This window comes from Nitrospinota bacterium (assembly GCA_029881495.1).
Taxonomy (GTDB): domain Bacteria; phylum Nitrospinota_A; class UBA7883; order JACRGQ01; family JACRGQ01; genus JAOUMJ01.
On record JAOUMJ010000007.1, the window covers coordinates 14,596 to 29,674 of the forward strand.

14 protein-coding genes are annotated in these 15,079 nt (G+C 49.7%); 10 read left to right on the plus strand and 4 right to left on the minus strand.

The window, feature by feature from the left end; all coding sequences use genetic code 11:
* Window positions 1–11 precede the first annotated feature (11 nt).
* Window positions 12–728, plus strand: a complete 717-nt coding sequence (locus tag OEY64_04375) for an SDR family oxidoreductase (protein MDH5542184.1) — start codon at window positions 12–14, stop codon at window positions 726–728.
* 13 nt (window positions 729–741) lie between these two features.
* Entirely contained in the window at window positions 742–2,091 is a 1,350-nt protein-coding gene (locus OEY64_04380; GenBank protein ID MDH5542185.1) for an MATE family efflux transporter, read from the plus strand.
* Window positions 2,092–2,151: 60 nt separating this feature from the next.
* Here OEY64_04380 and OEY64_04385 read toward each other — a convergent pair whose 3' ends face one another.
* Window positions 2,152–3,015, minus strand: a complete 864-nt coding sequence (locus OEY64_04385; GenBank protein MDH5542186.1) for an Hpt domain-containing protein — start codon at window positions 3,013–3,015, stop codon at window positions 2,152–2,154.
* Between the two features lie 147 nt (window positions 3,016–3,162).
* On the opposite strand from OEY64_04385, the gene OEY64_04390 reads away from it, so the two are divergent.
* From OEY64_04390 to OEY64_04425, 8 genes are all read left to right on the plus strand, one after another.
* Window positions 3,163–4,701, plus strand: coding sequence for an insulinase family protein (locus OEY64_04390; GenBank protein ID MDH5542187.1), 1,539 nt, complete (start codon window positions 3,163–3,165; stop codon window positions 4,699–4,701).
* Window positions 4,698–6,116 (plus strand): insulinase family protein, encoded by a 1,419-nt coding sequence (locus OEY64_04395; protein MDH5542188.1) that lies wholly within the window; start codon window positions 4,698–4,700, stop codon window positions 6,114–6,116. The genes OEY64_04390 and OEY64_04395 overlap by 4 nt, the downstream gene beginning before the upstream one ends.
* Window positions 6,113–6,583, plus strand: a complete 471-nt coding sequence (locus tag OEY64_04400) for a DUF2062 domain-containing protein (GenBank protein ID MDH5542189.1) — start codon at window positions 6,113–6,115, stop codon at window positions 6,581–6,583. The genes OEY64_04395 and OEY64_04400 overlap by 4 nt, the downstream gene beginning before the upstream one ends.
* A gap of 30 nt (window positions 6,584–6,613) precedes the next feature.
* A complete protein-coding gene (locus OEY64_04405; GenBank protein MDH5542190.1) occupies window positions 6,614–7,915 on the plus strand; it encodes a hemolysin family protein in 1,302 nt (433 codons plus the stop codon).
* A gap of 3 nt (window positions 7,916–7,918) precedes the next feature.
* Complete coding sequence (locus OEY64_04410; protein MDH5542191.1) at window positions 7,919–9,187, plus strand: hemolysin family protein; 1,269 nt, start codon at window positions 7,919–7,921, stop codon at window positions 9,185–9,187.
* Window positions 9,162–10,250, plus strand: coding sequence for a dehypoxanthine futalosine cyclase (gene mqnC / locus OEY64_04415; GenBank protein MDH5542192.1), 1,089 nt, complete (start codon window positions 9,162–9,164; stop codon window positions 10,248–10,250). The genes OEY64_04410 and mqnC overlap by 26 nt, the downstream gene beginning before the upstream one ends.
* A gap of 111 nt (window positions 10,251–10,361) precedes the next feature.
* Entirely contained in the window at window positions 10,362–10,826 is a 465-nt protein-coding gene (locus OEY64_04420) for a thermonuclease family protein (protein ID MDH5542193.1), read from the plus strand.
* A gap of 94 nt (window positions 10,827–10,920) precedes the next feature.
* Window positions 10,921–11,463 carry a hypothetical protein gene (locus OEY64_04425; protein MDH5542194.1) on the plus strand — a complete coding sequence of 181 codons (543 nt, stop codon included), beginning with the start codon at window positions 10,921–10,923 and terminating at the stop codon, window positions 11,461–11,463.
* A 9-nt stretch (window positions 11,464–11,472) separates the two neighbouring features.
* Here the strand turns inward: OEY64_04425 and OEY64_04430 are convergent, their stop codons facing one another.
* From OEY64_04430 to OEY64_04440, 3 genes are all read right to left on the minus strand, one after another.
* Window positions 11,473–12,831 carry a PAS domain S-box protein gene (locus OEY64_04430; protein ID MDH5542195.1) on the minus strand — a complete coding sequence of 453 codons (1,359 nt, stop codon included), beginning with the start codon at window positions 12,829–12,831 and terminating at the stop codon, window positions 11,473–11,475.
* Between the two features lie 416 nt (window positions 12,832–13,247).
* A complete protein-coding gene (locus tag OEY64_04435) occupies window positions 13,248–14,198 on the minus strand; it encodes a cytochrome c (protein MDH5542196.1) in 951 nt (316 codons plus the stop codon).
* Window positions 14,199–14,397: 199 nt separating this feature from the next.
* Window positions 14,398–14,979, minus strand: coding sequence for a DUF3334 family protein (locus OEY64_04440; GenBank protein ID MDH5542197.1), 582 nt, complete (start codon window positions 14,977–14,979; stop codon window positions 14,398–14,400).
* Between the last annotated feature and the right edge of the window lie 100 nt (window positions 14,980–15,079).

Sequence of the window (15,079 nt, forward strand, 5' to 3'; positions counted from 1 at the left end):
GAGGAAGATAAATGCTGAAGGGGAAGATAGCGCTGGTAACCGGCGGTGGAAGAGGAATAGGGGCGCATACTGCCATGCTCATGGCAAGGAACGGAGCACACGTATATATCTGCTCACGCTCCGGGCAGGAGCTTGATGAAACGGGAAAGCTGGTCGAGAAGGCCGGCGGAAAAGTGGAGAAGATAATCTGCGACCTGCAGGTCGAAAGCCAGATAGTGAGCATGTTCAAGATGGTCGATAGAGGGAGCGGCAGGCTGGATGTGCTGGTGAACGCCGCCGGCGAATTCAAGGCCGGGAAGATGGAAGGGATGTCGACCGCTGAATTCAGGAGAGCGATCGACGTAAACTGCACGGCGACTTTCATATGTTGCCGCGAGGCGTTTCCGCTGATGAAGCAGAACGGAGGCTCGATAATAAACATATCCTCGCTCTCCGGCGTGAAAGGTTCGGAAAAATTCCCGGGATTCGGACCGTACATAGTTTCAAAGCATGGCGTGGTCGGCATCACGGAGGCGCTCGCCGTTGAGTGGAAGAACTTCGGGATAAGGGTGAACTGCATCGCGCCCGGCGCGGTCGATACCGCAATGTTGCAGGATGCGGCGCCGAATCTTTATCCGAGGCTTTCGCCTGAGCAGGTGGCGGAGACGATTCTTTATTTCGCGAGCAGTATGTCGTCAGGCGTAAACGGTTCCGTCCTGGAGATGTTCTCACATTTACAGCAACAGTAAAAGCTCCGAACGGATGAGAGGGAAGAGCGCCCGCTTGATAGAGGGGGACGTAGGTAAAACCCTTATGGATCTGACGCTCCCAATGCTCTATGGGGTCGCGGGGATGGTCATTTTCAATCTTGCTGATACATTTTTCCTCGGTATGCTCGGAACGGATGAACTCGCCGCGATAACCTTTACGTTTCCGGTCGTGCTGGTAATAGGGAGCCTCGCGATGGGACTTGGGATAGGAGCCTCCGCCGTGATATCCCGCGCCGTGGGGGAGGGGGATCATGGAAAGGTCACGCGCCTCACCACCGATTCGTTAATACTCGCTCTTTGCGTAGTAGGGATTTTCGTGACCGCGGGGTTTTTAACCATAGAACCGATGTTCCGGCTTCTTGGAGCTGATGGTGAAATTCTTGAGCTTGTAAAAAAGTATATGGTCATCTGGTACGCGGGCATCGGTTTTCTCATCGTTCCTATGGTAGGAAACAATGCGATTCGCGCGATGGGGGATACGAAGACCCCCAGCCTGATAATGATGGTGGCGGCTATCGTGAATGTGGCGCTCGACCCGCTCTTGATCTTTGGCTACGGCCCGATACCGAGGATGGAGATGGAAGGGGCCGCGATAGCGACCATCATAGCGCGGGCGATCACATTCGTTGTCGCTATATATGTCCTTTACTGGCGCGAGTCCGTTCTCTCGTTCAAGCTTGCTTCTTTGAGCGACATGCTCGAATCATGGAAACAGATTCTCCATATCGGTCTCCCCGCGGCAGGGTCGAGGATGGTGGTCCCTGTCGCAACGGGGATCATCACAATGTTGGTTGCTACCTACGGACCCGAAGCTGTGGCGGCATATGGAGTTGCGTCCCGTATAGAGTTCTTTGGGATGATAATGGTGTTCGCTCTCTCCGTCGTTCTTGGTCCGTTCATAGGACAAAATCTTGGCGCGGGGAAAGGGGAGCGGGTCAGAGAAGGGGTGAGCTATAGCAAAAGATTTTCAATCTGGTGGGGCGCGGGGATTTTTCTGCTCATGCTGGCAGTCGCCGGTCCGGTAGCTTCCGCGTTTACCGATAATCCCGATGTGCAGAGCAAGGTGGTGTTATATCTTATGGTTGTTCCGGTTGGGTACGGTTTTTTCGGGATCATTCAGATATCAATGTCTGTGCTGAATGTTCTCAACAGGCCGTACCACGCGTCGCTCTTGCCGATATCGCACGCGTTTATTTTCTATCTGCCGCTGGCGTATGCCGGGTCGGCCTGGTTTGGTCTTCCGGGAATATTTTACGCGCTGACGATTTCGTATTTCCTTGCCGGTACGCTCGCACACTATCTTCTCGAAGCGGCGTTGAGATCGGAAATATCACATTCCTGAATGTCTATAGACTGAAGATTGCCCCCTTCTCCGGGGTCTTTTATTTGCTGGTTTTTTCGTTTACGGCCAGCCGACGGCGAGGACTGCCGACCTTAGGTCTGTTTTGGGATTGATGGTGTCGCTACTGCCTGAGTTATTGAAGGTGAACATCACATCAAGAGGTATTTCACAGCTTGCAAGTTTTCCCCCGCCGGAATCTATTTCCTGCTGAACTTCACGGATAAGATCGACTCCGCTTTGGCTGATCGATTTCGTCAATTCAAAATTTAGGACAAATTTTGAGATCCCCCTTTTTTGAAAGCTCTTTATGTGTTCTATCAAATCGCCCTTCAACTCCTTGTCAAGCTGTTCGGGCATCTGGAGTATCGCCAGATTGCCGGTTGTTTTTACTTTCATAACCTGCTTTTTAACGGGAGCGGACTCCTTCGGTGCCGGTTTGGGCGTCGCCTTGGTGGGAGGTTTTGCCTTTGACCCGGTTTTTGCCGGTGGAGCGGCCTGGACTATGTTATAGCTCTCCTTGAATTCCTTGATGCTCTTTATTAAAGCTGTAGGATTAGCGACAGGTTTTCCTGTGTCCTCGATTTCCGCGACCATTTTTTTCAGCATGTCTACGGATGAGAGGATAATGTCTGCCACTCTGGGAGACATGACCATTTCCCCGCTCCTGAACTGCCCGATGACACTTTCGACGATATGGGCAAGGTCCCTGACGTTATCAAACCCCACAAGCGCGGAGTTTCCCTTTATGGTGTGATATGCCCTGAAAAGCCGATCCACGTCCCCCCTGCCGAGCGTTCTCTCCTTTTCGAGTGTAACGACAAGATTTTCAATAGTATCGATATGTTCCTTGGCATCGAGAACGTATTCCTTCCGTAGTTCCTCTGCTATTTCATCGAAAGAATCGTCCATATCATTATCAGGCATATCCAAAAGTTCCTCCTCGGCCAAAATATGGTACAGACAGCATTATATATTCAATTTTTGGCAGGGGACAAATACTATTTGACTTCCAATATATCCAAGATTATGATTTTAAAGAGTGTTTACAGAAATGATACCGTTAATCCAGTTTTGAGAAGCGATACAATACCCCCCAGTTCTGCGCGCATTTTTGCGTATGTAGCGGCACTCCTTCTTCTTGCCTCCTCTCACGCCTTCGCTCAGGAGACGCTTGAGAAAAGGGTAAAGGAGTACACGCTGGATAACGGACTTCGGATAATCGTACTTCAGCGTGCGGGATCACCTTCCTTTGCCGCGTATATCCGTTTTCTTGTCGGAGGTATCGATGAGGAGGCTGGGCAGAGCGGAACCGCGCATATCCTCGAACATATGCTTTTCAAGGGGAGCGAAAACATAGGCACCCTGGACTTCAAAAAGGAAGAGCCGCTGATGAAGAAAGCGGAGGAGATCGGAAGAAACATCGATACTGAAGTGCGAAAAGGGGATAAGGGGGACAGCGAAAAGATCAAGCGGCTGAAAGATGAGCTTGGCAAAACGCTTGAAGAACAGCGTAAATACATAATCAAGGACGAGATCAGCTCGATATACCAGAGGGGCGGGGGTTCCGGTTTCAACGCGTTTACGAGCCAGGACACAACGACCTATCTTGTGAAGCTCCCGTCAAACAAGTTTGAGCTTTGGGCATGGATAGAATCCGACAGGCTGAGATCCCCCGTGCTCCGGGAGTACTATTCGGAGCGGGATGTGGTTCTTGAAGAGCGGAGAAGGAGCGTGGACAACTCGCCAAGCGGTACTCTATACGAGCAGTATGGGGCGGCGGCATTCCAGGCGCATCCATACGGAAATCCTATCATCGGATGGAGCAGCGACATATCGCTGTTGCCGAAGGACAAGGTGAGGAAGTTCCTGCAGACATATTACTCTCCGGGGAATATGGTCATCTGCATAGTGGGGGACATTGAGCCCGACTATGCCTACAACACGATAAGGAGATATTTTGGCGATATTCCCCGACAGGAAATCCCCGACAGGGTGGGGACCAAAGAGCCGATGCAAAAAGGTGAACGGAGAATAATGGTAGAGTTTGACGCGAATCCGGAAGCGATGATCGGCTTCCATAAACCTCCCGTGCCGCACAAGGATGATTATGTCTTTGACGTTATAAATTACATCCTTACGTCGGGACGCACAGGGCGGCTATACAGGTCGCTTGTTCTTGAAAAAGGGATCGCGGTATCGGTCGACGCGTGGACAGGTCCCGGAGACAGGGGAGGGAACCTTTTTAATTTCCATGCCGTTCCCCGCTCGCCTCATACTGTGGCAGAGGTGGAAAAGGCCATATACGACGAGCTTGAAAAACTGAAAACAGAGCCGGTTTCCCTGCGTGAGCTTGAAAAGATCACCAACAATGTGGAGGCGGACTATATTCGCAAACTGAAATCGAATTCCGGCCTGGCCCATTATATCTCTTCATATGCGATCCTGCTGGGGGACTGGCGGTACATGACGACCTATAGCGACAGGATAAAGGAGATCACAGCCGAGGACATCATGGCGGTCGCGACGAAATATTTCACCAAGAACAACCGCACGGTGGCGATCCTAGTGCGTCCGGAAGGTAAGACGCCGGAGAAGAAGGCCAGCAAATGAAAAGCGGATTATTCAGGATAGCAACGATTGCCGTATTGATATCGGCCTGCGCCACTGCGGGAGGCGTCAAGAGAAGCGACCTTGAAAAAATAAAATATCCGGAACTTCAGTTCAAGCCCCCCGTTACGGAACGGGTTGTGCTGAAAAACGGAATGGTGCTCCACCTGCTCGAGAATCATGAGCTTCCGATGGTCGACATCGTTTCACTTGTGCGTGTTGGAGAGATATTCGAGCCTCTTGACAAAAGAGGGCTGGCGGCGATCACAGGGGGAACGTGGCGTAGCGGCGGGACTGAATCCATGCCGCCTGACATTCTGGATGAAAACCTTGAGTTCATCGCCGCTTCCATAGAAACATCAATAAGCAGTAAATCTGGTTCCATAAGCATGTCGGTCATGAAAAAGGACCTTGAAGAGGGATTAGGGATATTGGCGGAAATTATAAGGAAGCCGGCCTTCAACGAAAAAAGGTTCGAAGTTGTAAAGAACAACATGCTCGAAAGCATCAAGCGCGAGAACGACGACCCGCAGGAGATAAGCACTCGCGAGTTCATGCGTATGCTCCTCCCCGAACACCACTACGGCAATCCGGCAACGGTCGAGACGGTAAGCGGAATCACCAGGAACGACTGCATCAAATTTTACAGGGATTATATCGGAGCGGACAGTTTCATATTCGGTATCACGGGTGATTTCGACTCAAAGGAAATTGTGGCGAAATTTGAAAAACTGTTTGGCGACATGGGGAGTGCCCCCAGGAAACTGCCGCCGATACCGCAATTCCCGGAAAAAATAAAACCTGGAAACTACATTATCGACAAGAAACTTCCGCAGTCCGTTATCAAGATGGGGCACCTTGGAGTAGGGAGAAACGATCCCGATTACTATCCAGTGAGGGTAATGAATTACATTGTTGGAGGTGGCGGGTTCTCTTCAAGAATGGTGCAGGACATCCGCTCAACGAGAGGGTTGGCCTACTCGGTATATTCCTATTACTCGGGGGGCAACTGGGACCAGGGGGTGTTCATAGCCGGCGGTGAGACGAAGGCCGCAAGCGCTTATGAGCTTATCGAGGCGAGCAGGGAGATTTTCCGTGAGGTTATCAAGAACGGGGTTTCCGATGAAGAGCTCTCCATGGCGAAGGAATCGATAATCAATTCCTATGTGTTTGATTTCGATAAGGATATTGAGATAGTTTCCAACTATATAAATCTTGAATATTTTGAATTACCCAAGGATTATATTGAGAAATTCCGCGAGAATATCGATATGGTGACAAGGGAGAAAATACTGGAGGTCGCGTCGAAGTATCTCCACCCCGATGAAATGGTCATTATGGCTGTCGGTGACAGGAGTGGTATGGGGGAAAATATGATGAAACTTGGCGAAGTAAAAGAGATTAAACTGAAAAAATGAAATGGTCGTTTGATACGGTAAAGAACCTTGTAAAAAAGGTGATCCATTCGGATGGAGAACCAGGCCGGATAGCCTCGGCTGTGGCGGTAGGCGTATTTATCGCGTGGTTTCCGATTGTCGGAACCCATACGGTAATGGCAATCGGGGCGGCCTGGATTTTTAGGCTGAGTACAGCGCTTGTTTTCGTAGGCAATTTCCTGAACAATCCTTTTACCATGATTCCGATGTTTCTAAGCGGATTCTGGGTCGGGCTTGCGGTCACAGGAACGGAGGACGTAAGCATTGATTGGACCATGAACATGGAGACACTTATTGAGATTGGCAAGGTGTTTTTCATTCCGTTCTGTATAGGGAACATTCTGCTTGGGATTGTCGGAGGGGTGATCACCTATTTCCTTATTCTGCACGCGGTGAGGAAATACCGCGCCCTGCATGCGGCGCAACTGAACGAAGAAAACCGTGCGTAACAGAGGAGAGCAGGTTTAACCGCTATATATATGGAAGTTTGGTTATTAGTCCGTTTTTTATCCCTGTTTTTCCTCTTATTCTTTTCCGCGGTATTCTCGGGCGCCGAAGTCGCATATTTTTCGCTTAGTCCCGTACAGGTGGATATGCTGAGGGAGAGGGAAGGGAAACGCGGACGTCTTGTGGCGGAACTGCTGTCGTCTCCGAGGCGGCTCCTTGTCACCATATATATCGGCAACGAGCTGATAAACGTCGCGATAGCGGCTGTAACAACCATCATTGCATTCCATTATTTCGGGGAACACGGGCTTTCTATCGGCGTCGGTATCGGCACCTTCGTGCTCCTGATATTCGGCGAGATCACTCCCAAGACATTTGCCTTAAAGAACGCCCAGAAGTACGCGCTCTTTGTGGCGCGGTTCATTTACGTCTTTTCAAAGGTTATCTCCCCAGTTCAGGGGGTAGTGACCTGGCTGACAAACCGCCTCATATCCCTAACCGGCGAGTCTGAAAACGAGGAGAGAAGGCTCATCACCGAGGATGAGATAAAAACGGTTCTTGAGCATGGCAAGGACAAGGGGATCATCAAGGCCGATGAGAAGGAGATGATCTTCAATATCTTTGAGCTGGGGGATACGCTGGTAACCGACATAATGACTCCGCGCACGGAGATATTCTCTCTTCCCCTGGAAGATGGGATAGAGACGCTTATTCAAAAGGCTGTGCTTTCGAATTTCTCCAGGATACCGGTATACAGAAAGAATCCCGACGACATCGTGGGGATACTGTTTGCCAAGGATCTTTTAAAGGACGATGTGCAAAAGAACTTCGAAAAGGTGGAAGACCTTCTGCATGACGCCTATCAGGTGCCGGTGACGAAAAAGATTGACGAGCTTTTCCGCGAGTTCCAGAAAAAACATTTCCACATGGCGATTGTGCGGGACGAATACGGCGGCGTAGACGGACTGGTAACGATGGACGATATTCTGGAGGAGGTAGTAGGGGAAGCGCCGGACAGAAAGAACCTTACAGGGATAAAGGAGATCGAAGGGGGGCGCTACCTTGTGCCGGGAAGACTGTCGATAGAAGATTTCAACGAGTATTTCAAAACAAATTTCGAGAACGAGGAGATCGATACCGTCGGCGGACTTGTTTTTCATCTCTTCGGCAGGATGCCGGGGTGGGGAGAATCAATTACGGCTGAAGGAATCAACTTCACTGTCGACAGGTTGAAAGGGGCAAACATCTGGCGCCTGGCGATAAAGGCCGAAGAAACAAGGAACTTGGATGACGCCGATAAGATAATCAACTCTGATTCATCGGAGAAAAGGTAAAAGATGGAACTTGTTACTACTATAATAATTGTCGTTGTATGCGTCTTTATGGAGGCGTTCTTTTCCGGCTCCGAACTCGCACTTATCTCGATCAGCAGGCATAAGCTCTCGCTGTACGTCGAACAGGGAAAGAGGGGGGCTCTTCTTCTGCAGGAACTCTTCAAGTCGCCCTCGGGCCTGTACGGTACAACGTCGCTCGGCACGAACATGTTTGTCGTCGCCGCCACCGCCGTAACAACCGCGTACTTCACCAAGATAATTCCGGGAGAGGCCGACCTCTGGACGATACTGATAATGGCACCCTTGACCCTCCTTTTCGGAGAGATCTTCCCGAAGGCGCTTTTCCAGCGGTACACCGACACGATCAGCTATGTGGTCGTCTACCCGCTTTCGTTTTTCAAGAAAGTTTTCGCTCCGTTACTCTGGGTCGCTTCCGGGATAGTTCGCGTCCTCTTGAGGCAGAAGAAGGAAGACGAGATACACGATATGAAGACCGTCTCCCAGGAGGAGATCCGAAGGCTCTTTACAATGGGGCAAAAGGAGTTCGATCTGCATCCGGAAGAGATGAAGATGATCCACAATATTTTCGAACTGCGACACACTACTGTGGAGCAGTGCATGGTGCCGTTGATAAATACCTACGGAGTCGGCGAAAACGAGCCGATAGGCTCGGTGCGCGCGATGCTCCTTGATACAGGATTTTCGCGGCTCCCGATATATTCGGGAAAGATTTACAATGTCATTGGAATAGTGACCGCGTTTGACATTCTCAGAAGTTCCAAGGGAGCGGTCAAGGCAAAGGATCTCATCCGTCCGGCCTACTATGTTTACAGAAAGAAAAAGATAAGCAACCTGCTGTCGGAAATGCAGAAGGCCGACGTGCAGATGGCCGTAGTGGTGGACGAATACTCCGGCGCGATCGGTGTTGTTACCAGGGAAGATCTGTTCGAAGAGATATTCGGCGAAATAGCGGATGAATATGATTCTCCGATGTCCCACGTGGAAGTTTTGGAACCGAACCGATGGCTTATTCATGCGCATACAGAAATAGATATGGTCAAGGATCGTCTTGGGTGGGACATCCCGGAGGGTGATTACGAAACGATATCGGGATATATTCTCAGCCACCTTGAAAGGATTCCAGTAAAAGGTGAAAATATCACAATCGGCGGTTTTACATTCATAGTAAGGGAGTGCGACAACCGAGGGTTGATAAAGCTGGAAGTTTTGCAAAAAGGCGAGAAGGATGAAAAACAGGATAACCTCAAGTAAGGCGGAAGAGCTTTACGGCTCCAACGATCTTTTATCTCTCGGCAGAGTGGCCGACGATGTAAGGAAGAGGCTTCATCCCGAAGGGATCGTCACATACATAATCGACCGTAACATCAACTACACGAATATATGCACCTCCGGCTGCCGTTTTTGCGCCTTCTACAGGAAACCGGGGCGCGCGGATGGATATCTCCTCTCTTACGAAGAGATATCCCAGAAAATACAGGAAACGAAAGAACTCGACGGCGTGCAGATACTGATGCAGGGGGGGCTACACCCGACATGGAAGATAGAGGATTATGAAAAGCTTCTAATGAAGATCAAGGGGGATTTCGACATTCATCTTCACGCTTTCTCACCCCCAGAAGTGGTTCACATGTCAAAACTGAGCAATATCGGAATAGAGGAGACCTTGAAGAGGCTTATTGACGCCGGTCTTGATTCAATACCGGGAGGGGGAGCTGAAATACTTGTCGACCGTGTCCGTGGGGAATTGAGCCCCGGCAAATGTTCCGCGGATATGTGGATCGAGGTGATGAGAACAGCTCATTGTCTTGGATTGAAGACAACCGCGACAATGATGTATGGCCACATCGAAACCAGGTCCGAGCGGATACGGCACATGGAGAGGATAAGGGAACTGCAGGACGAGACTGGAGGCTTCACGGCGTTTATCCCGTGGCCCTTTCAGCCGGGCAATACCGATCTAGAAAAGAATCCCGAAATAGCCGGCAGGGGGGACGAAGGTCTTGAATACCTGAGGACCGTGGCGATAAGCAGGCTGTTTCTAGACAATATTCCGAACATACAGGCGTCGTGGGTGACCCAGGGGGCGAAGATGGCCCAGATGGCGCTCTATTTCGGCGCAAACGATATGGGGAGCACAATGATCGAAGAGAACGTCGTGAAAGCGGCGGGGGTCGGGTTCAGACTGAATGAAAAAGATATCAGGAGGATAATCACAGATGCAGGCTTTGAGGCGCGGAGGCGCAGGCAGGACTACAGCCTGATAGTTGATGAAGAAACAGCAGGGAAAGATGGGGCGGCAATTCCTGCAAGGTGATTTGCAGGCGGAAAAAGCAGGAATGAGGCATATATGATGAAGAGAGCTCTTTTTATATTTTTTGGTTTAACGTTCCTTTCCCCGTTCGCGTTTGCCTGGGGGAACAAGAAGATGGAAGGGACAGTTATATATATTAGCGATGGTGATACGTTTGTCGTTAAACCGGTAAAGCAGAAGCATGAGATAAAGTGCAGGCTGTACGGCATCGATGCGCCGGAAGTGGCACATGAAGGGAAGCCTGGTCAGCCGTTTGGCGAAGAGGCGGCGGATGAGCTCGAAAAAATGTCTCTTGGAAAGAGCGTAAAGGTGGAGCTGACAGGGGAGCGCTCATACGACAGGGAGATATGCATAGTGACGGTGGATGGCTGGGACCTGAACCGGGAGATGATACGTCGCGGTTTCGCATGGGCCTATGAAAAGCATCTGAAAGGATCGTACAGGAAATCGTATATGGCCGCCGAGGAAGAAGCGAGGAAAAGCGGTATCGGCATATGGTCGGCAGTGGATGCTCTCCCTCCGTGGGAATTCAAGAAAGAGTATTGGCATCTGGATCCCGCGCCAAGCATAAAGGAGTAGTTCGTCCATCCGTAGTGGATTGTCATCCTGAAATAAATTTGCTCTAATTGACCAAGGGTTGGTTTGATTGATATTTCATCAAGGGGGATTTGTTATGCGCCTATCAACAATAGCTGTCCGTTGCATGACGATTGGTTTCATGTTTCTGTTGCTTTCAGCGGATTATTCACACAGCGAATCACGAAAGGAGATGCAGGTGTCACTTGGAGCAAATCCTCTTGGTACCATGTATGGCGTCGGTGTTGAATTCGAATCAGGTGAAAAAAACTCTCTGTTGGTACGCGGGGGAGGGTTCTCATATTATTATGAAACTGACGGATATACGGAAGAGGGGGGCGGCTCCATCTTTGGCGTATACGGAAAATTCTATTCTGGAAAGTCGATGGAAGGGATGTACTTTGGTTTTGGCATAGACAGGATTTCGGTATCAGTCGATTGGTGGGAATATGTTTATCAGGGCGATCTGTATGGGCATATTGAAGCCGAAGGGTTTGCTCCAGGTGTGATGATAGGAAACAAGATGGACATGGGGGAAACAAAAGTAGAACCTTTTCTGTTTGTCAGCATGTTGCCGGGGGATCTGGAGAACAATACCATTTTCGCCTTTGGCGTAAACGTCGGTTTCCCTCTCAAGTAGGCGGCATTTTCAAGAATAAGGTTTTGCAAGTTTAAGAAGTATCGTTGCCTTTGTACCCTTATCCTTCCCTTCGCTTTCAAGAAGGATGGTCCCATCATGGTATTCGATCACCAGTTTGGCGATTGTGAGACCGAGGCCGATCCCCCCACCTTTGAACTTGTATGCGCCGGTCGAATGTTCAAGTATGTTTTCGACTGAATAATACGGGTCAAAAAGGAAATTCTGTTCATTCTCAGCAATTCCGATCCCTTCATCAATAATTTCAATTACCAGTGAACCGCGATCAATTGATGTTTTAAGGTCAACTCGTTTTCCGTCCTGAGTATATTTTATCGCGTTTGAAAGTATCTCATTGATCGCGCGGCCAAGTATCTCCCCGTTGCCGAAAATCAAGGTTTCCTCGGGTAGCCGCTCCAGATCAATAGACAGTGATATGTCACGATTTTCGGATTTGACGACTTTCACTGTCTCAAGGAAGAGGTTCTCCAGGAACGGCACAACCTTGAATTTGTGAAACGGAATCTCTCTCTTTGACGATATGTCAAGGTGCAGGCTGGTGGCAGAAACGATCCTCTCCAGATTGTTAAAAAGAATGTCGGCCAGGTTGCATGACTTTTTCGCTTCTTCGCTGTCAGGATATTTTTCGCGGAGTTTTGATGTCAGCAGTTGAAGAGCTTTCAGATGTGTCAGGGGAGTTCGCAGTTCATGTGAGGTTGCGTGGGTGAAGAATTCCCTGGCCCTGTTCAGGTTTTGCTCCCTGGATACGTCCCGTTTGCTTGCGACAAAAGATATTATCCTGCCGTCGGAGTTGAAGACGGGTGAGATAGTAGCCAACTCTTCGTACAGGGTGCCGTCCTTCCTCTTATTTGTAAAAAAGCCTTCCCAGACATTGCCCCCCTTTATGGTATCCCACAGATTTTTATAGAAAGCCTCATCATGTTTGCCGCTTTTGATAATGCGCGGATTCTGTCCTATTGCCTCCGCAGTGGTGAATCCGGTGGCCTTCTCGAATGCCCTGTTTGCATATTCGATCTTCCCGTCAGGGTCTGTAATTACAATTGTATCGGGGGACTGCTCGACGGCTGTCAACAGACGGCTCCTTTCATCCTCCCTGTTCTTGCGGTCGGTAATATCCTGAACCGTTCCTGGTATCTGGGTTGCCTTCCCGTCATCATCCAGCATCGGTTCACCCATTGCCTGTACCCATTTAATGGCGTCGTCTCTCATCAGAAGCCGATGTTCGATGTTCCAGGGCTCACCAAAATCGATCCCCCGCTGGATGGTTTTAAGGTCGAATTCCCTGTCATCCGGGTGTACGACGTCGGCAAAAGCCGGGAGTGTCGCTTGGTCTCTGAAAAGGCCGAAGATATTGAAAAGTTCGGTTGAGCCTTCAACATTGCCTGTTGCGGGATCCAGTTTCCAGTGACCCAGCCTGGTGATGGCCTGCGCCTTTTCGAGGCAAATATGACAACGCCCTCAGACGTAAAATCAGAGACATTTTCAAATCGCTTTAGAACACTGTCCATTTCGTTTGTTCACCAAAATTATGTTTTTTTCTGGGCAGTTTTCATAGAAAGCATCGCGCACCCTCTATTATGTTACTGTGTAACATCTGCAATAACAAGAAATATAATGTTAAAATAAGTTACTTATCGATTTCTCAACTGGTGGATAAACAGTGAGTATTGACGCTCCTGTTGTCAGCAGTATATTGCAGTTCTGCTAAATGTAAAATTGCTTGGGGGTAACGAGCGATGTTTTGTTGAGAGGAGAGTTAGGGGGTATTAAAACATCCAGCCGAAATATTTTACCCGGTAGAGCGTCGGCATCAGAACATGGTCTATGAATAGTCCGTTCCTTTCGTCATCCTCCATATTTAGAATCCCCGTAATGAAGCCGTTCTCGGTAGGGACGCGGGAAAGAGACTGGACATAGTAGGCGAGGGCGAGCATCTCATCAGGTTTCAGCGATTTTGCGAACGACTGCATCGGCGTGCCGGCAAGTCCGGTTGCGATGGAGAGGTATATCTCATCGATATCCTTGCCACGCTTTAATCCTCTCTCTTTCAGATTTGCAGGTTTGATGGGGCGTTGCCAGTCGTCTTTAAGTTCGCCGGCTTTTTCGCCGTCCCCTTTCCCTTCGTGTCCGTGACACTCGTAGCATTTCGCCTTGCTGTAGATCTCCGCCCCGAACTTCATGTATTGAGGTCTGCTCATTATCGGGGAAGGGATGTATACCTTCTCAGGTTTGTCAGCCCCCTCGAACAGGTCGGAAAAAGTCTTTACATAGTAGGTCAATTGCCACTTTTCAGTCGTGGTAAGGCCGGGCCATGCAAGCATACCCGTGCCGTGAAGACCGCGCGAAATGGTTTTGAAAATATCAAGATTGTCAGGTACCGCTCCTTTGGTAGAGCGGAACTTGAAAACGCCGGTGGTGAAATCGGTCGGCCTTGTTTTGAGTCTTTCTGCTTTGCTCCCTCTCCCGTCCCCCATGGTTCCATGGCAAACCGCGCATCGCAATTCATAGTTCACCCTTCCGACCCGGATGTTCTCCGCATCCTCAGTGGGGCGCTCTGTTTTGAGGTCAAGCGGAACGGTTTTACCGTTCATCCACAATGTGATGGTTTCTATCCCCTGTATGCCCCCCACGCTGTTATAGCCGAGATTTGCCAGGGCGCCCAGGGAGATGACGGCGGCGATTATCAGAGCCGCGATGATTATGTTTTTAGTTTTCAATGTATTTTCTGTTTTGTAGTCTGCATTGTAGAGTCGCCTTGGGTAATATTTTATATCTATTCGTCCGGTTCTTCCATGTTTATCGGGAAAAACCGTTTCACCGGGATGTTTGCGCCCGCCGCGCTTGCGGTTTCGCTTCAGCGATTGCCCGGCTAAAAAACAGCGAAGCCACCCGGCGGGAATTCTTCTTTTCTTGGTGCTAGGCTTTGAGTTTTACGAAAACACCTTCCTGAATGCAGAATTCTATGAAGAATGCTTTCATGCTTGGGGTAAGTATCTGCGACCGGACAAAGAAAAAGCCTCTCGCGTCAACAGGCGAAAGGTTCAGCTGCGTATTTACGAGCATGGTCATAGGCGTGCCAGATGTCGCCTGGAACCCGTATTTTCTCTCAAGATTCTTCCTGAAGCTCCCGACAACCTGGTTGCAAATCTCGCCGAGGGTATTTGTCACCTCTTCGGCTATGACCTTTGGTGTATCTTCAGGGCCCATCCCCATCCCCTTCATGAATTCCGAAACGACGTCGATTGCCGCCTCTTCGGGGTAGTTTATGATTACGAGGCCGTTTATGCCACCTGTGAAATCGAGGAGGGATGCGACGCGATGGCGCGTCTGGGCAGAGTTGATAAGGTAGTAAGAGGGGGATACGGTAAACTTCCCTTTTCCGCCAAGCTTGTTGAACGCTTCAATATAGCTCTCGGAAAAAAGTTTTGTCATCTTGATAGCGTTTGCCGCTTCGGGTGATGACGAGCGGTGTACCCCTTCAGCATGTGCCTGATCCATTTATAAACCTCCTGCTCTGCAAGTAATTCAGTTCCGAATTTTTCGGCATTCGTAGATCTGTCCGCTTCGTAATATGCTGGGCGGACGTTTTTCTCCTCTA

What these genes read in the sequence shown, in the direction of transcription:
- OEY64_04375 (MDH5542184.1), top strand. Translation starts at nt 12, where the DNA reads ATGCTGAAGGGGAAGATAGCGCTGGTAACCGGCGGTGGAAGAGGAATA.
- OEY64_04380 (MDH5542185.1), top strand. Translation starts at nt 742, where the DNA reads ATGAGAGGGAAGAGCGCCCGCTTGATAGAGGGGGACGTAGGTAAAACC.
- OEY64_04385 (MDH5542186.1), bottom strand. Translation starts at nt 3,015, where the DNA reads ATGCCTGATAATGATATGGACGATTCTTTCGATGAAATAGCAGAGGAA.
- OEY64_04395 (MDH5542188.1), top strand. Translation starts at nt 4,698, where the DNA reads ATGAAAAGCGGATTATTCAGGATAGCAACGATTGCCGTATTGATATCG.
- OEY64_04400 (MDH5542189.1), top strand. Translation starts at nt 6,113, where the DNA reads ATGAAATGGTCGTTTGATACGGTAAAGAACCTTGTAAAAAAGGTGATC.
- OEY64_04405 (MDH5542190.1), top strand. Translation starts at nt 6,614, where the DNA reads ATGGAAGTTTGGTTATTAGTCCGTTTTTTATCCCTGTTTTTCCTCTTA.
- OEY64_04410 (MDH5542191.1), top strand. Translation starts at nt 7,919, where the DNA reads ATGGAACTTGTTACTACTATAATAATTGTCGTTGTATGCGTCTTTATG.
- mqnC (MDH5542192.1), top strand. Translation starts at nt 9,162, where the DNA reads ATGAAAAACAGGATAACCTCAAGTAAGGCGGAAGAGCTTTACGGCTCC.
- OEY64_04420 (MDH5542193.1), top strand. Translation starts at nt 10,362, where the DNA reads ATGGAAGGGACAGTTATATATATTAGCGATGGTGATACGTTTGTCGTT.
- OEY64_04425 (MDH5542194.1), top strand. Translation starts at nt 10,921, where the DNA reads ATGCGCCTATCAACAATAGCTGTCCGTTGCATGACGATTGGTTTCATG.
- OEY64_04440 (MDH5542197.1), bottom strand. Translation starts at nt 14,979, where the DNA reads ATGGATCAGGCACATGCTGAAGGGGTACACCGCTCGTCATCACCCGAA.